Consider the following 21,999-nt stretch of genomic DNA (forward strand, 5'->3'; position numbering starts at 1 on the left):
CCCGGTGCGATTTTCACCCTCTCCCTTTTAGGGAGAGGGCTGGGGTGAGGGTATTAAATGCGCCTCAATATACCGCTGATAGCGGTTCGCCTTCAGGTAACACAAATCCACCAGCACCAGCCCGTCAACGCAGTTGTTGAACGCCGGGTCGCTGCCAAAATCAATAAACTGTACGCCGCCGGGCTCGCAAAGTTCGGAATATTGCTTGTAGAGCGGCGGAATACCGCAGCCAAGATTGCCGAGCAGGGACTTCAGCTTCGTCAGATCGTCCACGTAATCCACGCCGCCAAACTGTGCCAGCACGTCCGGCAGGGAGGCGGGATACGGCTGGCGCGAGGCGGCAAGCGGATGCGTCGCCGGGAACCACAGGCGGTAAAAGGCGACCAGCAGATCCCGCGCGGCAGGCGGTAAGCCACCGGAAATGGAGACCGGGCCAAACAGGTAGCGGTAGTGCGGATAACGCGCCAGATAGGCCCCAATGCCGGACCATAAATAGTCCAGGCCGCGGCGCCCCCAGTAGCGCGGCTGAATAAAGCTGCGCCCCAGCTCAATACCGTGCTCCAGCACGTCCTGCATTTTGTCGTCGTAGTGGAAGAGGCTATAGCTGTACAACCCCTCAACGCCGCGCTTTTCGATCTGCATGGCCGTCGGCATAAAGCGATAGGCCCCGACGATCTCCAGATCGTCCTCATCCCACAGGATCAGGTGCAGATAATCATCGTCGTAGCTGTCGGTGTCCCGGCGTTTGCCGCTCCCTTCCTCCACCGCGCGAAAGGCAATCTCGCGCAGGCGGCCCAGCTCGCGCAGCAGCGGAGCGTCTTCCTGACCGTTACGCTGCCAGAGATAGATGGTTTTACCGTCGCTGGTTTTGCCCAGACATTCGGTCTGCGCCAGCGCGCGTTTCAGGGTGGCCCGATCTTCCGGACGGGCAATCGCGCACTGGGTTTTAAAGACGCCGGGCACTCCCTTGCCAAGACGCATCACGTGCTGACGGCACTGCTCGGCCATCTCACGCGACGAAAGGGTGGCGCTGTGCCAGTGATGCCACGCAATCTGCTGGCCGATTTTGATCGGCAGCTGGCTGTGGCGGCGGCGGAACATCTGCTGCATCAGCAACAGCATCGACAGCGTCGGGGAGACCAGCGTGCTGGCATAAAAGAGCAGGCTGTTATGCGCCTGTATATGCACCGGCAGCAACGGGGCGCGCAGCTTGCCGGCGAGTTTAATAAAGCCGGAGTGCCACTTTTTGTCGCGAATGCCTTTGCGCGTAGGGCGGGAAACTTCTCCGGCCGGGAAGAAGATCAGCACGCCCGCGTTTTGCAGATGCTGTTCCATCTGCACCAGGGATGTTTTCGCCGTCCTGCCGCCCATATTGTCCACCGGAATAAACAGCGAGCTGAGGGGCTCAAGGTGGGTCAGCATCCGGTTGGTCACGACTTTCACATCGCGTCGCACGCGGGAGACGGCGTACATCAGCGCCAGCCCGTCCAGCGTACCCGTCGGGTGGTTGGCAATAATGACCAGCGGGCCATGTCCGGGGATTTGTTCAAGATCGCGGGCGGAAACGGTGCAGAGAATATCAAGGTGTTCCAGAACTTGCTCCACCATATCCAGGCCTTTCAGGTGGCGGTGTGCTGCGGCAAATTGCTGAAATTCGTCTTCGTAAAACAGTCTTTTTAACAGACTTTTTTGCCAGGGTGCAGGCCTCGCCTGAGGCCAAAGATCGTCGAGAACGCTATCGAGGCTAAACATGATTACTCCTCCTGCCGTCTTGCGAAGACAGTAGAAGGAGCAGATGTCGGTTGTATTGCAGTTTGGTGAAGATTAGCGAAGGATTTTTTTCTCGGCCAGATCCAGCGCGAAGTAGCTGAAGATCAGGTCCGCGCCTGCGCGTTTGATGGCGCCGAGGCTTTCGAGGACCACTTTCTCTTCGTCAATGGCACCCGCCAGCGCGGCGAATTTGATCATCGCGTACTCGCCGCTCACCTGATAAGCACCCAGCGGCAGTTCGGTGCGCTCGCGGATGTCGCGCAGGATATCAAGGTACGCGCCAGCCGGTTTCACCATCAGGCAGTCTGCGCCCTGGGCTTCATCAAGCAGGGATTCACGAATCGCTTCGCGGCGGTTCAGCGGGTTCATCTGGTAGGTTTTACGATCGCCTTTCAGCGCCGTGCCCGCCGCTTCACGGAACGGGCCGTAGAAGGAGGAGGCGAATTTGGTGGAGTAAGACATGATGGCGGTGTCGGTAAAGCCCGCCGCGTCCAGCGCCTGACGAATCGCCTGAACCTGTCCGTCCATTGCCGCAGATGGGGCGATGAAGTCCGCACCTGCCGCGGCCGCGACGACAGCCTGCTTGCCAAGGTTCAGCAGGGTGGCATCGTTATCCACGCCGTGATCGCACAGCACGCCGCAGTGGCCGTGTGAGGTGTATTCGCAGAAACAGGTATCGGACATGACGATCATTTCCGGCACGGTCTCTTTGCAGATGCGGGACATGCGGGCGACGAGGCCATCTTCTTTCCACGCGTCGCTGCCGGTGGCATCGGTATGGTGTGAGATGCCGAAGGTCATCACCGAGCGGATCCCCGCGTTGGCGATGCGTTCAATCTCACGCGCCAGATATTTCTCCGGAATGCGCATGACGCCCGGCATGGCTTCGATGGCTTTGTAGTCATCGATCTCTTCTTCGACAAAAATCGGCAACACCAGATCGTTTAAGGTCAGGGTTGTCTCTTCAAACATAGCGCGCAGTGCAGGTGACTTGCGCAGGCGGCGTGGGCGTGCAATTAAATCGGTCATGGTATGCCTGATGTTTGTGGAACAAAGAAGGCTAGTGTACCTCAAAGTGAAGACGGGTGTTTTACTAAAGTGGGCATTTTGCTTTTTGCGAAATGCGGCAGGTCAGGTTTCATTTCATCAATATTTAATACTGGTTAGTATATTACTGATTGGGGGTGAGATATTCGTATTGTTTCTATATTAAGTGGGATGCATCATTAAAAGTGATTTATTATTTTTTGTTATATATTTCTCCTTCGCTTGTCTGTATTTTAACGTTTTGTTTTTATAATATTTATCTTGAGTGACCCCTGCGTTTGTTATTTTTGATGTGTTATTGGTCTGGATACGGACTTAATGGAAACATTCATTGAACCTTTTCGAAATGAAACTGCATAATTCCCTCCGCAATTAAATGTTGCAAATTCATTGATGGACAAACTTGCTTACGTCCCTGAGGAGGGATGACCCAATGCAAACATGGAAAAAGAAACTCGTTGTATCTCAACTTGCATTAGCCTGCACCCTGGCTATCGCTTCTCAGGCCAGTGCGAAGGATATTTCCGGTACAACTTATAATACCTTTGGATACGATAATACAGCGTCCACACCCTGGTATTATGGCTATGCCGACTGGGATTGCTCAGACGTTACCCACGACGGTGATATTTATCCGGTGATTAATAAATCCACCGTGAATGGTATTATTTCAACATACTATCTGGATGATGGTATCAATGGTCGGGCTAATGCATTAAGCATTTCCAACAGTACCATTAATGGCATGATTACCTCTGAGTGTATGACCACCTCGTGTGCTGATGGTATAGATACCGACGGCACGACCCATTCTCAGTACGATCGTTTTAGCCTGACCGTTGATCACTCCACCATTAACGACACCTATGAGCATTATGCTTACAATGTGGTAAATGGCGATAATACCGAAACCCACTATCTTGATACCTATGGGTTGGGCAATGCAATTACCCTGGATGTTGAATCGGATATTGTTATCCAGAATAACTCTCACGTCGCGGGTATTACCCTGACGCAGGGGTATCAGGAGCTGGATAATACCCCGTACGACGGTGTTGAAGGCGTAGCCAACAGCAGCAACGTCTTTACCGACACGCTACTGGTGAAAGATTCGGTACTGACTTCTGGTGCGTACAGCGATTTAGGTACCAGCGGATTCTACGGTCAAACCGCGAAGCCGAGCGACTATGGTGAAACCAACGCGACAGCGGCAGATGATGCGGCGCTGATTGTGGCCGCCAGCGCGTCTGATAACGCGATGCAGACCAGCGCCACGTTCGATCACTCCACCGTTACTGGCGACATTCTTTTCTCCAGTACCTTCGACAACAACTTCTATCCGAACGGCGATCCGGCAACGGATACCAGTGCAGACGGTGTCTATAACCCAACTACCAACGGCTGGGACGGTACCGATAAGCTGGACGTTACTCTGACCAATGGCAGCAAATGGGTTGGTGCAGCGCAGTCGAGCGTCGAGGCTATCGGCACGGCGCAGATGTATGGCCTGGGCTACAGCAACGTAGACTGGAGCGCTCTGTCCCCAAACAGCATTTGGCCAGACTCCACCTATGACAGCAACGGACATGTTGCGGGCGAAGCGGTGTATCAGAGCGGTCTCTTTAACATCACGCTGGATAACGGTTCCGAGTGGGATACCCGCAAGGTGTCTAACATCGACACGCTGACGGTCAACAACCAGTCTCAGGTCAATGTTGAAAACTCAGGTCTGCTGGCGGATACCATCACCCTGACCAATGCTTCCTCATTGAATATCGGCGACAGCGGCGGCGTGGCCACCGACCATCTGTATCTGGACAGCTATAGCCGTGCGGCACTGACGGAAGAAACGGCCGATCTGTATGCCAACACCATCACGGTGGATAACGGTGCAGAGCTGGTGCTGGGGCTGGGACAGGTTGATACGCACAATATGGTACTGACCGATGGCGGTGTGCTGAACGTTGCCAGCCGTGATTACGTGCTGAACAGCGATCTGAACAACGCACGCTATATCACCAACGATAAGCACAATGCCGATTACGACTACGGCGTTGTGGCGATTAATTCTGATGGTCATCTGTCAGTGAACGGTGACGTCGCCGGTAACTACAAGGTCCGTATCGACAACGCGACCGGAGCCGGTTCCGTCGCCGATTACAAAAACAAAGAGATTATTCGCGTCTATGACAATAACGCGGATACTGCAGCCAGCTTTACTGCTGCAAACAAAGCCGATTTAGGTGCCTACACCTACCAGGCGCAGCAGCAGGGTGACGCCGTTGTCCTCCAGCAGAAAGCGCTGACCGACTACGCCAATATGGCGCTGAGCATCCCTTCTGCCAACACCAACATCTGGAATCTGCAGCAGGATACCGTAGGTACGCGTCTGACCAACAGCCGTCACGGCCTGGCGGATAGCGGCGGAGCGTGGGTGAGTTACTTCGGCGGTAACTTCGACGGCGACAATGGCGTTCTTAGCTACGATCAGGACGTGAGCGGTATTATGGTCGGTCTGGATACCCAGATTGACGGTAATAATGCGAAGTGGATCGTCGGTGGTGCGGCAGGTTTCGCGAAGGGGGATATAAGCGATCGTACCGGTCAGGTCGATCAGGACAGCCAGACGGCGATGATCTACGCGTCTGCGAAGTTCATGAACGATCTTTTCCTCGACAGCTCCCTGAGCTACACCCGCTTCAACAGCGATCTCTCTGCTAACATGAGCAACGGCCAGTATGTTGACGGCAACACCACCAATGACGCAGTTGGTTTTGGGCTGAAACTGGGCTATGACTGGAAACCAAACCTGTCCGGCTACGTCACACCATACGCAGCCGTGTCTGGCCTGTTCCAGTCTGGCGATGATTATCGTCTCAGCAATGACATGCGCATGGATGGGCAATCTTACGATAGCCTGCGCTATGAACTTGGTATTGATACGGGTTATACCTTCAACTACGGCGGCGATCAGGCTCTGACGCCTTACTTCAAACTGGCCTGGGTCTATGACGACGCCGATAACAATGCCGACATTAACGGTGACAGCATTGATAACGGCGTGAAAGGCTCCGCTGTGCGCGTAGGGCTGGGCACCCAGTTCAGCTTCACGAAGAACTTCAGTGCTTACACTGATGCCACTTATCTGGGCGGCGGCGACGTTGATCAGAACTGGGGCGCAAACCTGGGTGTGAAATATACCTGGTAATAAATAAAAGCGGGGGGAGGCGTTACCTCCCCCCGCTTTTTACAGAAGTAATAAAAATAATATTGAACCGACAAATACGGATGCCTTGAGGTCTGCATGAAGGTTAATGCGAAACCACTTTCTGAATTACGCCGGCTCGAACAGTGTTTGAAATCAGCCAGTACCCCTTTTAAATCTGCTCCAAAACAATTAATTATATCCGGTGAATGTAATGAGTGCCGCACCATCGTATTCCAAACCGGTGTTATCGAAATCTATCGACATTCAGATGAACTGCTTGTGGGCATCGCGACAGCGCCGTTTATTATGGGTTTGTCCACAGTGATGATTAATCACTGCCAGGAATATAGAGTGATAGCCAAAACATCCTGCACGGGTTTTTATTTGCCCACTGAAACCACCCGTCAACTTATACAACAGAACGCGCTATGGAAAGAGGCCTTCGGTTGGTTGTCCTGGATAAACTACATTCTTGAGAAACGCGATATGCAGCTGGTGGGAAATAATTCCTATCACCAGATCCGCGCCATGCTGTTGAATATGGCGGAGTGGGATGAAACGTTGCGTTCAAAAATCGGTGTGATGAATCATATTCAACAAAGTACGCGTATTTCACGTTCAGTGGTTGCTGAGGTTCTCGCTGCCCTGCGGCAAGGTAACTACATCAATATGAGCCGGGGCAAGCTGGTCAGCATCAACCGCTTGCCCACGGAATATTAAGATCAGTTAGACGCGGTGAGCACCTGGGCTTTATTGGCGCTCAGTTCTGCCACCAGGTTATTAATCCCGTCACTCATATTGACGAAACGCGTATGCGGGGAGCGGGTGACCACCACAAACGCGCCCACGTTTGACTGCGGGATCATGGCCATATAGGTGATGAATCCACCGCCGCCGCCGGTTTTCTGAATAATACCCGGACGCCCATTTTTCGGCGCCATATAGACCCACCCCATGCCGAGCGCATCGGCTTTACCCGGCACGTCCATCCCGATGACGCGGTGCAGCTGAGTACGCTGATAAATCAGAGTCTGCATGCGATCGGCCTGGCTGGTGCGAGCGTAGAAATCTGAAGAAAGGAACTGCTGCATCCAGCGCATCATGTCGCCAGGCGTGGAGTAAACCCCGCCGCTGCCCACAGCCGCGAGCGTGTTATTACAGGGGCTGGCGCCTTTCTCTGCCACCATCAGGCGACGGCACTGATCCGGGGACGGAGTAAACGTGGTGTCTTTCATGCCGAGCGGACGGGTGATCTGCTCTTCAAACAGCTGCGTATAGGGTTTGCCAGCCGCCGTTGAGAGGGCATCCGCCAGCAGGTCGAACGCCAGGTTTGAATAAGAGGCCTGCGAGCCCGGTGCCGCTTTCAGCGTGGCGGTACTCAGATAGCTCCAGCGCTGGTCGCGCGTTGGCCAGACAAATACGTCACGATGCGCTGCTCCGCCTGGCTGCTCACGCGGCAGGGCGCTGGTGTGGGTTGCAAGGTTCACAAGCCGGATCGGCGTCCCCTGATACGTAGGTACCCGGGCACCTGGCGGCGCGTATTTGCTGAGCGGATCGTCAAGCTTCACCACGCCCTGGTCGAGCAGTTTCACCAGCATTTCGCTGGTCATCAGCTTGGTTAAGGACGCGATGCGGATAACGGAATCCAGCTGCGGGTGAACGTTATTTCCCGGACGCGTTTCGCCAAAGCTGCGGAACACACGCTGGTTGCCGTCGATGACGACCATCGCCATCCCGGTCGCGCCGCTGCCGTAATAGATAAGGTTCGCGTAGCGATCGGCAATATCTGAAGCTAAAACGGGTGCCGTCAGCGGTTGGGCTGCCTGGGCGGTAGAAAAGCTCACCGCACACAGCGCGGCAAAAGAGAGCAGACAACGTTTCAACGAAAAGCATCCATGAAGTGAATGAGGAAAGTAATGGGTATTTATACTACTAATCGGAACCGCGCAATGCCCCGAATTGCATAACGATAGCGAGAAAAACGTAACCATGGGTAAATATGAACAATTTACTTACGAGCCATCTCCCATTTTGTGACATCGGGCTTATGATAGGCACCAGTTTCACTCAATCTTACGGAGAACGGTATGTCTGAGAAGCGTGTGGTTATGGTTGTCGATATGCAGAACGGGGTATTTGAAACCCCTCGTCATCAGCGTGAAAAGTGTGTCTCTCTGATCAACCAGCTTACGCAGGCAGCCGACACGGTGATTTTTATTCAGCATACTGAGGCTGGTGGCCTGGAAGAGGGGAGTGAGGGGTTTGCACTACTGCCTGAACTCCATCAACCTGCTGACGCGCTTTACGTGACCAAAACCGCCTGTGATGCCTTCTACAACACCGCGCTTGAGGCGCTGCTGCGTGAGCAGGGCATTCGCGAGTTTGTCATTTGCGGCTGCGCCACCGATTACTGCGTCGATGCGACGGTTAAGAACGGCGTCAGCCGGGGTTATCACATCACCGTGGCGGAAGATGCCCATACTACAGCCAATCGCCCGGCGGCAGATGCGCAGATCCTGATTAACCATCACAACGACGTCTGGCGTAACTTCATTGCGCCGGCGAATCCTCTCGCGGTGAAACGCACCGAAACAATTCTTGAAAACTGGAAAGCGAACTAATAATTAACGCTCGGGTCTGACCTTTTTGCCGGAGCCGGGAGGCTGGCTCGGGCAGGTTTTCGTGTGGTGACGTGTTGTACACAGCAACAGCCATAACAACAAGAAGGAAGCATTATGTTTAAGTCTTTTTTCCCAAAGCCAGGGCCTTTTTTCCTGTCGGCATTTATTTGGGCACTCATCGCTGTCATTTTCTGGCAGGCGGGCGGCGGCGCATGGCTGACGCGCATCACGGGGGCGACAGGCGAGGTGCCGATTAGCGCGGCGCGCTTCTGGTCGCTAAGCTACCTGCTGTTTTACGCCTACTACACGGTGTGCGTAGGGCTGTTTGCACTGTTCTGGTTTGTCTATTCACCACACCGCTGGCAGTACTGGTCGATCCTCGGCACATCGCTGATTATCTTTGTGACCTGGTTCCTCGTGGAGGTGGGCGTGGCGGTTAACGCCTGGTATGCGCCGTTCTACGATCTGATCCAGACCGCGCTCAGCTCGCCGCATAAGGTGACCATCAACCAGTTCTACCATGAAGTTGGCATCTTCCTCGGCATTGCCTTGATTGCGGTTATCATCGGCGTGATGAACAACTTCTTCGTCAGCCACTACGTTTTCCGCTGGCGTACCGCGATGAACGAACATTATATGGCGCACTGGCAGCACCTGCGCCATATCGAAGGCGCCGCGCAGCGTGTGCAGGAAGACACCATGCGTTTTGCCTCCACCCTTGAAGACATGGGCGTCAGTTTTATCAACGCCATCATGACGCTGATTGCCTTCCTGCCGGTGCTGGTGACGCTCTCTGCGCACGTGCCGGATCTGCCTATTGTCGGTCATCTTCCGTATGGTCTGGTGATTGCCGCGATCGTCTGGTCGCTGATGGGAACGGGCCTGCTGGCGGTGGTGGGGATCAAACTGCCGGGGCTGGAGTTTAAAAATCAACGCGTCGAAGCCGCGTACCGTAAAGAGCTGGTTTACGGCGAAGATGATGCCAACCGCGCCTTGCCGCCGACCGTCCGCGAGCTGTTTGGCGCCGTACGCCGTAACTACTTCCGACTCTACTTCCACTATATGTATTTCAACATTGCCCGTATTTTGTATCTGCAGGTGGATAACGTTTTCGGTTTGTTCCTGCTGTTCCCGTCGATTGTTGCGGGTACGATTACGCTCGGTCTGATGACGCAGATCACTAACGTTTTCGGTCAGGTTCGTGGGTCGTTCCAGTACCTGATCAGCTCCTGGACCACGCTGGTAGAACTGATGTCTATCTACAAACGTCTGCGCAGCTTTGAACGCGAGCTGGACGATCGTGACCTGCAGGAAGTCACCAACACATTTAGCTAATACAGGACGTTGCTATGTCTTTTGCCGTACCGCGCGCGTTACCGTTGTCCTTGCTGGCCGCTCTTGTGCTGGCAGGCTGTGCCGAAAAAGGGGCTGCTCCGCTCAAAAAGGGGGAGAAGCCCGTCGATGTGGCAAGCGTTGTGCGGCAGAAAATGCCCGCCAGCGTGAAGGATCGCAATGCGTGGGCAGACGCGCTGGCAAAAACCTTTGAAAGCCAAAAGATCGCGCCGACCGAGGAGAACATTTGTTCGGTGCTGGCGGTGGCGCAGCAGGAGTCGATGTACCAGTCAGACCCAGCTGTGCCGGGGCTGAATAAAATTGCCTGGAAAGAGATCGACCGCCGCGCGGAGTCCATGCACATCCCGGTGTTCCTCGTGCATACCGCGCTTAAAATCACCTCACCGAACGGCAAAAGTTACAGCGAGCGGCTGGATACGGTGAAAACCGAAAAACAGCTTAGCGCCATATTTGATGATTTCATCAGTATGGTCCCGATGGGGCAGAAGCTGTTTGGCTCACTGAACCCGGTCCACACCGGTGGCCCAATGCAGGTAAGCATCGCGTTCGCGGAGAAGCATACCGACGGCTACCCGTGGAAAATCGACGGCACGGTGCGTCAGGAGGTCTTCTCCCTGCGCGGTGGGCTGTGGTTCGGCACATATCACCTGCTGAACTACCCGGCGAACTACGATGAGCCGCTGTACCGCTTTGCCGACTTTAACGCCGGCTGGTATGCCAGCCGTAATGCGGCATTCCAGAGTGCGGTCAGCCGCGCAAGCGGCGTTAAGCTCGCGCTGGACGGCGATCTCATCGCTTACGGCAGCAGCGAGGCGGGAAGCACTGAGCTTGCCGTACGGAAATTATCGACAACGCTTGGCTTGAGCAACAGCGACATTCGCCGTCAGCTTGAGAAAGGCGATAGCCTGGCCTTTGAGAAAACGGATCTGTACAAGAAGGTGTTTGCGCTCGCAGAGCAGAAAAGCGGGAAAACGTTACCGAGGGCTATCCTGCCGGGCATTCAGCTGGAAAGCCCGAAGATCACGCGTAACCTGACCACCGCGTGGTTCGCAAAACGCGTGGACGATCGCCGGGCTCGCTGTATGGGGCTTTAACGGCGACGGCGAAAGCGCAGCGCTAATGCCACCACGCCCAGAATCATACATCCCGCGAGGAAGGGAATCAGGCCGAACAGGGTGCTGACGCCAAAGCCAATCTCAACTCGCGGGCGTCCGTTATCCTGTACCTGCATCAGGTGTTCATAAACGCCTGGCGCATGGACCAGCATATTGAGCAGCTGTGAGCCAGCCCAGAAGCAGAACAGGACAAACAGGGCATACGCGATATTACCCGCCGTGGAGGTTTTTGGTTTTCCGCCAAAAATCGGTTTCGACAATGTAAAGTCAGCCATGATGACCTCCGGATAAATCGCTCTGTTAATACGCTTCGTACAGGGTGAGTTTGACAGGTCATCGCATTTGTCAATATCAGAATCGTGGTAATTTACGCGCCGGAATCCTCCTGGATTGTTGATTTCTGCAGCACATCACAATTTCATGACTTAACTGAAATTGCGTCGCGTTTCAGAATTTCCGTATCTGCCACAGACCTGGCCGTAAATCTGTGAGAGGATGTCTTTTTTTCCTGCCGGAGTTGTTATGAAGCTCACGTCCAAACTACGCCGAGACTGGCACTACTACGCCTTCGCTATCGGGCTGATCTTTATTCTTAACGGTGTTGTGGGCCTGTTGGGGTTTGAGGCAAAAGGCTGGCAAACGTATGCCGTTGGGCTGGTGACCTGGGTGATCAGTTTCTGGCTGGCGGGGTTGATTATCCGCCGTCGTCCTGAAGAGACGACAGCGGATGAGGCGGAGTCGGCGAAGCGCGCCGATTAACCGTTTACGGAACTTTTAAGCGCGCTGTCGGCGGCGTGACGCTCCAGCGCCAGTTCGATCAGGCGGGTGATCAATTCCGGGTAGCTCAGGCCACTTGCCTGCCACAGTTTCGGATACATGCTGATGTTAGTGAACCCCGGCAGCGTATTGATTTCATTGATCACCACCTCGTTTTCCGGCGTCAGGAACACATCCACGCGCGCCATGCCGCAGCAGCCGAGCGTCTGATAAGCGCGAATGGCGATCGCCCGGATCTTATCGTTAACCGCCGGATCGATATCCGCAGGCACGACAACCTGGGCGCCTTTGTCATCAATGTATTTAGTGTCGTACGAGTAGAAGTCGCTGTTTAACACCACCTCTCCGCAGGTGCTCGCCTGTGGGAAATCGTTGCCCAGCACGGCGCACTCAATTTCACGGCCTTTGATACCCTGCTCAACCACCACTTTATGGTCGAACTCAAACGCCAGGCGGACGGCCTGAGTGAACTGAGCTTCGCTGGTCACTTTGCTGACGCCCACGGAGGAGCCCTGGTTTGCAGGCTTCACAAACAGCGGCAGACCCAGCTCTCCGCTAATTTGCGCGAAGCTGTGTTTGTCGCGGTTGGCGCGGGTGAGGGTCACGAATGGCGCAATGTTCAGCCCGGCATCGCGCAGCAGGCGTTTGGTGACGTCTTTGTCCATGCATGCGGCAGAGCCGAGGACGTCCGAGCCGACGAACGGCAGGTTGGCCATGCGCAGCATTCCCTGCAGGGAACCATCTTCGCCCAGTGTGCCGTGAACGATAGGGAAGACAACGTCGATCTGGGCGAGAGCCTGTGCATTGCCGGCGTCGATAAGCTGCCCCTTCACGACGCCGGGTACGGTGGCGACGCTCACTTCCGAAGGATTAAGGGCGATGTGTGCCGGATCGTGAGCATTCAGCAGATACTGGCTGGCATCGTTAACGTGCCACTGGCCCTGTTTATCAATGCCCAACAGCACCACGTCGAAGCGGCTTTTATCGATCGCATCAACGATATTTTTGGCCGATTGCAATGACACTTCGTGCTCCGCTGATTTTCCCCCAAAGACAATACCTACGCGCTGCTTAGCCATCTCACTCTCTTCCAGTCTGACGAAAAGCCAATAACATACCACGATGCCCGGCGGGTTTCGCGGCCTTCTGCCATAATGTTTTGGGGAATGTTGAGGGGGGAGAGTGAAAGGAAAAACGCTGCTGACCGTATTTATCATTTTGGCCATCGCAACGGTGGGTTACCGCTGGTTGCCGCCTTACTACAACCCTTTCATGCCGCTGACGCTTGACGACCCGCCGGGCCGAATCACCCAGTATAAGCTTCGGCGCTTAACCCCCGAGGCGTGCGCGAGCCTGCTTTCGCAGGCTAACCAAAGAGATCTCATCCGCACCCAGCCGGTGGCTGACAGCGGCGGCGCGTGTCCGCTTAATAACGTTGTACGCGTGCGTGACTTCGGTCCGGTCGGCCTGAGCAGCAGTTTTCTTTCCAGCTGCCCGCTGGCGCTCAGCTCCGCGCTGTTTATCAGCCAGCAGGCCCGGCCGCTGACAAAACGCTATACGGGCAGCGACCTGGCGCGTATCGATCATCTCGGCAGCTTTGCCTGCCGCAATATTTACCACCGCCCTGACGCGCGACGCAGTGAACATGCTACGGCTGAGGCGCTGGATATCGCCGCTTTTCGTCTGACGAACGGGGAACGCGTCACGGTGATGAACGGCTGGAAGGCGGCAACAACGCAGCCATGGCTGAAGGCCATGCTGGTGGCAAGCTGCGGCTACTACGGAAACGGCCTGGGGCCGGAGTATAACGCGGCGCATGCCAACCATTTTCATCTGGGCATGCGCGGTTTCGGACTCTGTCGGTGAAGCATAATATTCCGCCAGAAAATGGATGAATTGTGACTTATTTCAAAAATATGATGACTGGGAAGATAAAACACCAAAGTCAGTCAGGCCGCATCTCTGGTGCGACGTCAAAACGCGTAACTTGCTAATCTGACGGCGAATTCGCCTAAAAATGAAGACTATTTCTTTATGGAATCCTGGAAAGTTAATCTCATCTCGGTCTGGTTCGGCTGCTTCTTCACCGGGTTGGCCATCAGCCAGATCCTGCCGTTCCTGCCGCTGTACGTCTCGCAGCTGGGGGTGACTTCGCATGAAGCGCTCTCCATGTGGTCCGGTCTGACGTTCAGCGTCACGTTTCTGGTCTCCGCCATTGTGTCTCCAATGTGGGGCAGCCTGGCGGATCGGAAAGGCCGAAAACTGATGCTGCTGCGCGCCTCGCTCGGGATGGCGATTGCCATTCTGCTGCAGGCCTTCGTCACCAACGTCTGGCAGCTGTTTTTCCTGCGCGCGGTGATGGGGCTGACATCCGGGTACATTCCGAATGCCATGGCGCTGGTCGCCTCTCAGGTGCCGCGCGAGCGTAGCGGCTGGGCGCTGAGTACGCTTTCCACGGCACAGATCAGCGGCGTCATCGGCGGTCCGCTGCTGGGGGGCTTTCTGGCGGACCACGTCGGGCTACGCGCGGTATTTATCATCACTGCGGTTCTGCTGGTGGTCAGTTTTCTGGTGACGCTCTTTCTTATTAAAGAGGGGGGCCGTCCGGTTATCAGTAAATCTGAACGCCTCAGCGGCAAGGCCGTCTTCGCCTCGCTGCCCTATCCGGGACTGATGATCAGCCTGTTTGTGACCACCATGGTGATCCAGCTTTGTAACGGTTCGGTCGGTCCGATTCTGGCGCTGTTTATCAAGTCGATGGAGCCGGATAGCACCAATATCGCTTTTCTGAGCGGCATGATTGCCGCCGTGCCGGGCGTATCCGCCCTGATTTCCGCGCCGCGTCTGGGCAAGCTGGGTGACAGGATCGGCACGGCGCGCATCCTGATGGCGACGCTGATCTTTGCGGTGATACTCTTCTTCGCGATGTCGTTTGTCACCTCTCCGCTTCAGCTTGGCGTATTGCGATTTCTGCTCGGGTTTGCTGATGGCGCCATGTTGCCTGCGGTGCAGACCCTGCTGGTTAAATATTCCAGCGACCAGGTGACGGGGCGTATTTTTGGATATAACCAGTCATTTATGTATCTGGGGAATGTTGCCGGTCCGCTTATTGGCGCATCCGTTTCCGCGATGGCCGGTTTTCGCTGGGTATTTGCGGCGACAGCGATTGTTGTTTTAATCAATATTATCCAGCTGGCTATTGCGCTGCGACGCCGCAGACAAATGGCGGAGGCCAAATCGGCGAGATAACACTTTCGCAGATGTATTATATATTCTTATGGTCGCCACATTTTTATATAACAAAATGCGGCGTCTTTTTATAGAAAAACGTTTCGATCACGGCGCTACCTCTTTATTTCTGTTCCTGTGTCACTTTTGCATACCATAATTAATTTCTTCTCTTTGCAATATGGATTCAGAGTGATAACGTCAGACAAAACTGAAAAAGGAACTGGCACGATGAAAAACCTCATTGCTGAATTGCTGGTTAAGCTGGCACAAAAGGAAGAAGAGTCAAAAGAGCTGGTGGCTCAGGTCGAAGCGCTTGAAATTGTCGTCACCGCGCTGCTGCGACAAATGGCAAAAACCGATCAACAGGCGTTGATAGAGAGCGTGGAAGGCGCGCTGGACAGCGTCAGGCCTGAATCGCAGGTTCCGGTTGAGGATGCCGAGATGCTCCACCAGTACGTAAAGAAGCTGTTAAGGCATCCGCGCAGCTAAACCGTCACAGGACGTAACGACGTGTCATAGAATTGTCATGCAGGATGCCTATAGTCGCTCTGTTTTTATTTTTATGTATTTGTACATGGAGAAAATAAATTGAAACAGAGCGCACTTTTCATTGCATTACTTCCCCTGTTAATTACCCCTGCCATTTATGCTGATACGACGCAAACCAGCGTGCTGGATAATCGTGCGGCAAAAGGGGATATCACCCAGCCTGGCGGCGCGCGCCGTTTATCAGAAGATCAAACTGCCGCTATTCGCGCTTCGCTGAATGATAAGCCGGCGAAAAATATTATTCTGCTGATTGGCGATGGAATGGGCGATTCCGAAATCACGGCGGCGCGAAATTATGCCGAGGGAGCGGGCGGCTTTTTTAAAGGTATCGACGCCTTACCTCTGACCGGACAATATACCCATTACGCGCTGGATAAAAAAACCGGTAAACCGGATTACGTAACGGACTCAGCGGCCTCTGCCACGGCGTGGTCCACCGGCGTGAAAACCTATAATGGTGCGCTGGGCGTGGATATTCACGAGAAAGATCATCAAACCCTTCTGGAGATGGCAAAAGCGGCGGGCCTGGCGACCGGCAACGTCTCCACTGCGGAACTCCAGGATGCAACGCCCGCGGCGCTGGTGGCGCACGTGACCTCGCGTAAGTGCTACGGCCCGTCAGTGACCAGTGAAAAATGCCCAACGAATGCGCTGGAAAAAGGCGGCAAAGGCTCGATTACGGAACAGCTGCTGAACGCGCGTCCTGACGTGACCCTGGGCGGCGGCGCGAAAACCTTCGCGGAAACCGCGACGGCGGGCGAGTGGCAGGGCAAAACGCTGCGCGAGCAGGCGCAGGCTCGCGGCTATCAGCTGGTGAGTGACGCAAATGCTCTGGCGGCGATAAGCGAGGCGAACCAGGACAAGCCGCTGCTGGGGCTGTTCTCTGACGGCAACATGCCCGTGCGCTGGGAAGGACCAAAAGCCTCGTATCACGGCAACATCGATCAGCCTGCTGTGACCTGTACGCAGAACCCGAAACGTACGGACAGCATTCCGACGCTGGCGGCGATGACCGATAAAGCGATCTCTCTTTTGAGCAAGAGCGAAAAAGGGTTCTTCCTGCAGGTTGAGGGCGCGTCGATTGATAAACAGGATCATGCTGCGAATCCGTGCGGTCAGATTGGTGAAACCGTCGATCTGGACGAAGCGGTGCAGAAGGCGCTCGCGTTCGCGAAAAAAGACGGTAACACCCTGGTGATCGTCACCGCGGACCATGCGCACGCCAGCCAGATCATTCCGCCAGATACCAAAGCCCCTGGCCTGACGCAGGCGCTGAACACCAAAGATGGCTCCGTCATGGTGATGAGCTACGGCAACTCTGAAGAAGAGTCCATGGAGCACACGGGCACCCAGCTGCGCATTGCCGCCTACGGTCCGCATGCGGCCAACGTGGTAGGCCTGACCGATCAAACGGATCTGTTCTACACCATGAAGGCGGCGCTGGGTCTGAAATGATAAAAGCCCGGCGGAAATCACATCTGTCGGCTGGTTTTTTTCCTGTCACGAACCAGACTTACAGGGAATGTTCACAAAAGGATGGTGCAATGAAAACAACATTACTGGTTACTCTGCTCTCCGGCCTGTTCCTGGTCGCATCGGCGAACGCGGAAGAGAAAACGTTAACGCCGCAGCAGCAGCGTATGACCACCTGTAATCAACAGGCGACGTCTCAGAGTCTGAAGGGCGATGCTCGCAAGACCTACATGAGCGACTGCCTCAAAAACGGCGCCGCGAAGCCGGCTGAAAAAAGCCTGACCCCGCAGCAGCAAAAAATGCGCGAGTGTAATGCGAAGGCAACCGAACAGTCCCTGAAAGGGGACGACCGCAGCAAGTTCATGAGTGCCTGCCTGAAGAAAAAAGTGTAGTTCTAACGGGTGAGCGGCACCGGCGGCTCACCCGAAATTTCATACTTTCCCCGCAGACCCCCTCTCTATAATTTGGGAAAATGTTTCAGAATATTCCCAAAAATGATGAATGATGAAACGTATTACAACAAAAAGCGCATTCGGGAAGAGTGGAATTTAACCCTTTCTCAGGATGACCCTCACCGCGCCGGCATTCAGTTTGCCCGGCGAGTTAGGCTGGCGCGCGCCGTGGGGCTGGCGGCGATGTTTTTCCCGGTTGCGGGAATGCTGGTCACCCATTTTTTACCCGGAGGCTGGTGGCTTTTACTGGTGGGGTGGTCGTTCGTCTGGCCCCATTTCGCCTGGCAGCTATCCTGCCGGGCCACGTCACCTCATCAGCAGGAAACTTTCAATCTTAAAATAGATGCCATTATTGCCGGGCTCTGGATCGGCGTGATGGGGATGAATGCGTTACCCACGGCAGCGCTGGTGATGATGGTGGGGATGAATATGATGGGCTCCGGGGGCTGTCGTCTGTTCATCCCGGGGATCGCGTTGACGCTGCTCTCCGCGCTGGTGACCCTGCCACTCGTCGGGAAGGTGGCCGTCTTCAACCCCGACCCCGTGGAGTGGGGCTTAACACTGCCTGTTCTCGTATTTTATCCTATGCTGTTTGCCTGGCTCAGCCACCGCACTGCCGTCAGGCTTGCGGAGCACAAGCAGCGGCTGGAAATGATGAGCACCCGCGACGGCATGACCGGGGTCTTTAACCGCCGACACTGGGAAATGCTGTTGCGAAATGAATTTGAGCATTGTCGGCGCGACCACAGCACCGCCACGATACTGCTGATTGATATCGACCACTTTAAAAACATCAACGACACCTGGGGGCACGACGTGGGCGATGAGGCGATCATTGCTATTACGCGCCAGCTCCAGCGGTCAGTACGGTCAGGCGATGCTATCGGCCGGTTTGGTGGGGATGAGTTTGCGGTGATCATGTCCCAGACAGCAGCTGAAAGCGCCATCGCCGTGATGTCGCGGTTGCATGAGCGGCTGGAAAACCTGACGTTACCATGCGCGCCAAAAGAAGCGCTGCGCATCAGCGTAGGCGTTGCCCCCTGGGGACCGCAGTTTGGACATTATCGGGAATGGCTAAAGGCGGCTGACGTGGCGCTGTACAGGGCGAAAAATGCCGGGCGCGGCCGCACCGAAGTGGCGGCCTGAAACCCGATGGAGAGTATCAAGATTTACTCAGCTTCTCTGATTTTTCCATGCATTTTGCCATCGCTTCAATGACCGCCGAGCGGAACCCGCGCTCTTCCAGCACCCGCACCGCTTCGATGGTGGTACCGCCCGGGGAGCAGACCATATCTTTCAGTTCACCCGGGTGTTTGCCGGTTTCCAGCACCATTTTGGCGGAGCCCATGACGGCCTGCGCGGCGAACTTATACGCCTGCGCGCGCGGCATTCCGCCAAGCACGGCGGCGTCGGCCATCGCTTCTAAAAACATGAAAACATAGGCAGGGGCTGAGCCACTCACGCCGACCACCGGATGGATCATCGATTCGGCAATCACTTCAGCTTCACCGAAGCAGCGGAAAATGTTCAGCACATCGGCCACTTCTTCCGTGGTCACCAGCGCGTTAGGCGTGACGGAGGTCATGCCGGCGTTGACCAGCGAAGGGGTGTTGGGCATCGCGCGGACGATTTTACGATCGTGACCCAGCGCGCGCGCCAGCTGATCGAGCGTGACGCCCGCGGCAATCGACACGACCAGCGTTTCTTTGTTCAGGCTGGAGGTGATATCGCTCAGCACTTTGATCATGATGTTCGGCTTGACGGCGCCAAAGACGATATCGGCGACCTGGGCCACTTCCTGCGCGCTTTCGGCAGCGTTGATCCCGTATTGATCGCGCAATGCGGCGACCTTGTCCGGTGACGGGGTATAGACCCAAATCTGACCCGGCAGCACCTGCCCGCTGGCGATCAGACCGCCCAGGATGGCTTTGCCCATGTTACCGCAGCCGATAAACCCGATTTTCTTGTCCATCACGATTCTCCGTCATTATGCGTTGTTTTCTCTGATTGATAGCTTAACAACGAAATGCAGGCGACAATAGTCGACAGAGTCATTATGGGGAGACAATATGGCGATTTGGGTTGATGCGGACGCGTGTCCGAATGTGATTAAAGAGATTTTATTTCGCGCCGCCGAGCGCGTTCAGATGCCGCTGACGCTGGTGGCAAACCAGAACATTCGCGTGCCGCCTTCGCGGTTCATCCGCTCTTTGCGCGTGCCGGCCGGGTTCGACGTGGCGGATAACGAAATTGTTCGCCTGTGCAGCGCGGAGGATCTGGTGATCACTGCGGATATTCCGCTGGCCGCTGAAGTGCTCGAGAAAGGGGCGGCGGCGCTCAATCCGCGCGGGGAGCGTTACTCGCCTTCGACCATTCGGGAAAAGCTCACCATGCGCGATTTTATGGATACGATGCGGGCCAGCGGCGTGCAGACCGGTGGACCGGACAGCTTGTCCCAGCGCGATCGCCAGCAGTTCGCTGCCGAACTGGATAAATGGCTGCTGGAAGTGAAGCGCCGCACAGCGTAATGATAATTATTGTCAATTTGTGGTACAGTGTGGCCTCCACAGGGTTGTCATCCCGTACCGCTTTGCAGTAAAGTAATCGAAACATCTTCTGCAATTATTTCTTTACACTCTTCAGCCATTCGGCATCAAGGGGAACACCTGGCATGACCCAACCCATCTTTTTAGTTGGCCCCCGCGGCTGTGGGAAAACCACCGTTGGCCTGGAGCTGGCACGCGTGTGTCATCGCCAGTTTGTTGATACCGACCACTGGCTGCAAACCGAGGCCGGAAAAACCATCGCTGAGATCGTTGAGCAAGAGGGATGGGAGAGCTTTCGCGCACGCGAAACCGCCGCACTGAAAGCGGTCACTACCCCGTCTGCCGTGATCGCGACCGGGGGTGGCATTGTTCTGGCGGAGTGTAATCGACACTTTATGCGCGAAAAGGGGATCGTGATTTATCTCAGCGCGCCGGTGTCGGCTCTGGTAGGGCGTCTGGAAGCTTTTCCGGAAGAGGGGCAACGCCCTGCGCTGACCTCCAGGCCACTCAACGAAGAGGTGAGTGAAGTGCTGGCCGAACGCGATGCGTTATACCGCGAAGCGGCTCACCACGTGGTGGATGCGTCAGCCACTCCCGAAGACGTTGTGATTCAGATTATTACCGCCCTGCGTTTGGCGTGTGCCAGCTAAGCGGCGTCTATACTTATAGCTCAGACATAAAAAAAGGATGAGCTATGCCAACCAGACCTCCCTATCCGCGTGAAGCGCGCATTGTTACCGTTGAAAAAGGCCATACGGGTCATACCGTGACCTGGTATCAACTGCGTGCGGATCACCCAAAACCGGACTCGCTGATCAGTGAACACGAGACTGAGCAGGAAGCGCTGGATGCGAAACGGCGCTATGAAGATCCCGACATAACCTGAATGTTTTCCTAAACGCTCCAGGATCGTGCCTGAATCACACTTTTTACTCATCGGGAAAGTTAAGCAGGAGTTAATATTTAGTTATTACAAGTAACTCCGGTATCGGCAGGCGATCTTTACATTTCGATGTCGGGATCACCTGCTACGCTTGGTGCTGTTTTGTTGAAAAAATGAACTGTGCAGCGTAGTGAGCCTGTACCTGTGTACACGATGTTGGAGTAATGGAAGGCGATAAAAATGAAGGCAACGTTGGCGATCCTCACCATTGGTGTGGTCCCTGTAAGCGAAGTGTTACCGCTCTTAACCGAGCACGTATCTGAACAACAGATAACGCATCTCAGCCTGCTGGGGAAGATGAGTCGGGAAGAGGTCATGGAAGACTACGCTGTCGAGGCGGGGGAGGATCCCCTGGCGACGTTATTAAGTGACGGTAAACTGGCGCACGTTTCACGCCAGAAAATCGAGCGCTCGCTGCAGGGCGTGATAGAAGTGCTCGATAATCAAGGTTATGACGTTATTTTGCTGATGAGTACTGCCCCCATTAAAGGTCTCACGGCGCGTAATGCGATTTTGCTGGAACCGATGCGCATCATTCCGCCGCTGGTGGCCTCTATCGTTGATGGTCATCAGGTGGGGGTGATTGTTCCCATTGAGGAGCTCATGGATAACCAGGAGGCAAAATGGCACGTGCTGGAAAAAGTGCCCTTGTATGCGCTGGCAAATCCGTTCTGGGACAGTGACGCTAAACTCATTGCTGCCGGGAAGGAACTGCTGGAGAGAGGGGCAGATGTCTTGATCCTGGACTGCCTGGGGTTCCACCAGCATCATCGTGATTTGCTGCAAAAAGCGCTGGATGTGCCGGTGCTGTTATCCAACGTTCTGATGGCTCGCCTGGCCTCGGAACTCCTCATGTAATGATTTTGCGTGACAGGTGATGAGCATGGCCCCTATAGTGAATTTTTATCTAAAAA

At 55.0% G+C, this 21,999-nt stretch carries 22 protein-coding genes; 16 read left to right on the forward strand and 6 right to left on the reverse strand.

Going from position 1 to position 21,999, the window contains the following annotated elements; translation table 11 throughout:
- Positions 1-27 precede the first annotated feature (27 nt).
- Both olsF and hemB read right to left on the reverse strand, forming a co-directional pair.
- Positions 28-1,752, reverse strand: coding sequence for a bifunctional ornithine lipid synthase OlsF (gene olsF / locus AC0TNG_RS12130; protein ID WP_473713229.1), 1,725 nt, complete (start codon positions 1,750-1,752; stop codon positions 28-30).
- A gap of 72 nt (positions 1,753-1,824) precedes the next feature.
- Positions 1,825-2,799: a porphobilinogen synthase gene (gene hemB, locus AC0TNG_RS12135; RefSeq protein ID WP_024906774.1), complete on the reverse strand. Its 975-nt coding sequence runs from the start codon at positions 2,797-2,799 to the stop codon at positions 1,825-1,827.
- A 451-nt stretch (positions 2,800-3,250) separates the two neighbouring features.
- Here hemB and AC0TNG_RS12140 point away from each other — a divergent pair, with 451 nt between their 5' ends.
- Positions 3,251-6,025 (forward strand): autotransporter outer membrane beta-barrel domain-containing protein, encoded by a 2,775-nt coding sequence (locus AC0TNG_RS12140; RefSeq protein WP_473713230.1) that lies wholly within the window; start codon positions 3,251-3,253, stop codon positions 6,023-6,025.
- Between the two features lie 96 nt (positions 6,026-6,121).
- Complete coding sequence (locus tag AC0TNG_RS12145; RefSeq protein ID WP_032646125.1) at positions 6,122-6,745, forward strand: helix-turn-helix domain-containing protein; 624 nt, start codon at positions 6,122-6,124, stop codon at positions 6,743-6,745.
- Positions 6,746-6,747: 2 nt separating this feature from the next.
- Here the strand turns inward: AC0TNG_RS12145 and ampH are convergent, their stop codons facing one another.
- Positions 6,748-7,908, reverse strand: a complete 1,161-nt coding sequence (gene ampH / locus AC0TNG_RS12150; protein ID WP_024906778.1) for a D-alanyl-D-alanine-carboxypeptidase/endopeptidase AmpH — start codon at positions 7,906-7,908, stop codon at positions 6,748-6,750.
- Between the two features lie 204 nt (positions 7,909-8,112).
- Here ampH and AC0TNG_RS12155 point away from each other — a divergent pair, with 204 nt between their 5' ends.
- The 3 genes from AC0TNG_RS12155 (at position 8,113) to AC0TNG_RS12165 (ending at position 11,093) form a co-directional block, all read left to right on the forward strand.
- Positions 8,113-8,646 carry an isochorismatase family protein gene (locus tag AC0TNG_RS12155; protein WP_032646126.1) on the forward strand — a complete coding sequence of 178 codons (534 nt, stop codon included), beginning with the start codon at positions 8,113-8,115 and terminating at the stop codon, positions 8,644-8,646.
- Positions 8,647-8,760: 114 nt separating this feature from the next.
- The gene (sbmA, locus tag AC0TNG_RS12160) at positions 8,761-9,981 is read left to right on the forward strand and encodes a peptide antibiotic transporter SbmA (RefSeq protein WP_473713231.1); all 1,221 of its coding nucleotides are present in this window, start codon (positions 8,761-8,763) and stop codon (positions 9,979-9,981) included.
- 14 nt (positions 9,982-9,995) lie between these two features.
- Positions 9,996-11,093: a DUF1615 domain-containing protein gene (locus AC0TNG_RS12165; RefSeq protein WP_048990432.1), complete on the forward strand. Its 1,098-nt coding sequence runs from the start codon at positions 9,996-9,998 to the stop codon at positions 11,091-11,093.
- On the opposite strand, the gene AC0TNG_RS12170 is transcribed toward AC0TNG_RS12165, so the two are convergent.
- On the reverse strand, positions 11,090-11,389 hold the full coding sequence (locus AC0TNG_RS12170) for a DUF2755 family protein (protein WP_024906782.1): 300 nt from the start codon (positions 11,387-11,389) through the stop codon (positions 11,090-11,092). The genes AC0TNG_RS12165 and AC0TNG_RS12170 overlap by 4 nt on opposite strands.
- A gap of 247 nt (positions 11,390-11,636) precedes the next feature.
- Here AC0TNG_RS12170 and AC0TNG_RS12175 point away from each other — a divergent pair, with 247 nt between their 5' ends.
- Entirely contained in the window at positions 11,637-11,873 is a 237-nt protein-coding gene (locus tag AC0TNG_RS12175; protein WP_023334666.1) for a DUF2754 domain-containing protein, read from the forward strand.
- On the opposite strand, the gene ddlA is transcribed toward AC0TNG_RS12175, so the two are convergent.
- On the reverse strand, positions 11,870-12,970 hold the full coding sequence (ddlA, locus tag AC0TNG_RS12180) for a D-alanine--D-alanine ligase (protein WP_208763549.1): 1,101 nt from the start codon (positions 12,968-12,970) through the stop codon (positions 11,870-11,872). The two genes, AC0TNG_RS12175 and ddlA, sit on opposite strands and share 4 nt — an antisense overlap.
- A gap of 103 nt (positions 12,971-13,073) precedes the next feature.
- Here ddlA and AC0TNG_RS12185 point away from each other — a divergent pair, with 103 nt between their 5' ends.
- From AC0TNG_RS12185 to adrA, 6 genes are all read left to right on the forward strand, one after another.
- The gene (locus tag AC0TNG_RS12185) at positions 13,074-13,757 is read left to right on the forward strand and encodes an extensin-like domain-containing protein (protein WP_473713232.1); all 684 of its coding nucleotides are present in this window, start codon (positions 13,074-13,076) and stop codon (positions 13,755-13,757) included.
- Between the two features lie 168 nt (positions 13,758-13,925).
- A complete protein-coding gene (locus tag AC0TNG_RS12190; protein ID WP_473713233.1) occupies positions 13,926-15,140 on the forward strand; it encodes a multidrug efflux MFS transporter in 1,215 nt (404 codons plus the stop codon).
- A gap of 210 nt (positions 15,141-15,350) precedes the next feature.
- Positions 15,351-15,611, forward strand: a complete 261-nt coding sequence (gene iraP, locus AC0TNG_RS12195; protein ID WP_024906786.1) for an anti-adapter protein IraP — start codon at positions 15,351-15,353, stop codon at positions 15,609-15,611.
- Positions 15,612-15,710: 99 nt separating this feature from the next.
- Entirely contained in the window at positions 15,711-17,126 is a 1,416-nt protein-coding gene (phoA, locus tag AC0TNG_RS12200; protein ID WP_024906787.1) for an alkaline phosphatase, read from the forward strand.
- Between the two features lie 89 nt (positions 17,127-17,215).
- The gene (psiF, locus tag AC0TNG_RS12205) at positions 17,216-17,536 is read left to right on the forward strand and encodes a phosphate starvation-inducible protein PsiF (RefSeq protein WP_023334671.1); all 321 of its coding nucleotides are present in this window, start codon (positions 17,216-17,218) and stop codon (positions 17,534-17,536) included.
- Positions 17,537-17,638: 102 nt separating this feature from the next.
- Entirely contained in the window at positions 17,639-18,742 is a 1,104-nt protein-coding gene (gene adrA / locus AC0TNG_RS12210) for a diguanylate cyclase AdrA (protein WP_024906788.1), read from the forward strand.
- A gap of 16 nt (positions 18,743-18,758) precedes the next feature.
- Here adrA and proC read toward each other — a convergent pair whose 3' ends face one another.
- Positions 18,759-19,568 (reverse strand): pyrroline-5-carboxylate reductase, encoded by an 810-nt coding sequence (gene proC, locus AC0TNG_RS12215; protein ID WP_024906789.1) that lies wholly within the window; start codon positions 19,566-19,568, stop codon positions 18,759-18,761.
- A 97-nt stretch (positions 19,569-19,665) separates the two neighbouring features.
- Between proC and AC0TNG_RS12220 the strand changes: the two genes are divergently transcribed.
- The 4 genes from AC0TNG_RS12220 to AC0TNG_RS12235 all read left to right on the forward strand — a co-directional run bounded on the left by AC0TNG_RS12220 (position 19,666) and on the right by AC0TNG_RS12235 (position 21,943).
- Positions 19,666-20,124, forward strand: coding sequence for a YaiI/YqxD family protein (locus AC0TNG_RS12220; protein ID WP_010428006.1), 459 nt, complete (start codon positions 19,666-19,668; stop codon positions 20,122-20,124).
- Between the two features lie 143 nt (positions 20,125-20,267).
- The gene (aroL, locus tag AC0TNG_RS12225; protein ID WP_024906790.1) at positions 20,268-20,792 is read left to right on the forward strand and encodes a shikimate kinase AroL; all 525 of its coding nucleotides are present in this window, start codon (positions 20,268-20,270) and stop codon (positions 20,790-20,792) included.
- 44 nt (positions 20,793-20,836) lie between these two features.
- Positions 20,837-21,028 carry a protein YaiA gene (yaiA, locus tag AC0TNG_RS12230; RefSeq protein WP_023334675.1) on the forward strand — a complete coding sequence of 64 codons (192 nt, stop codon included), beginning with the start codon at positions 20,837-20,839 and terminating at the stop codon, positions 21,026-21,028.
- Positions 21,029-21,265: 237 nt separating this feature from the next.
- Entirely contained in the window at positions 21,266-21,943 is a 678-nt protein-coding gene (locus tag AC0TNG_RS12235; protein ID WP_024906791.1) for an AroM family protein, read from the forward strand.
- Positions 21,944-21,999: the final 56 nt, after the last annotated feature.

The sequence above is a fragment of the Enterobacter sp. PL_is514 genome (genome assembly GCF_055816715.1).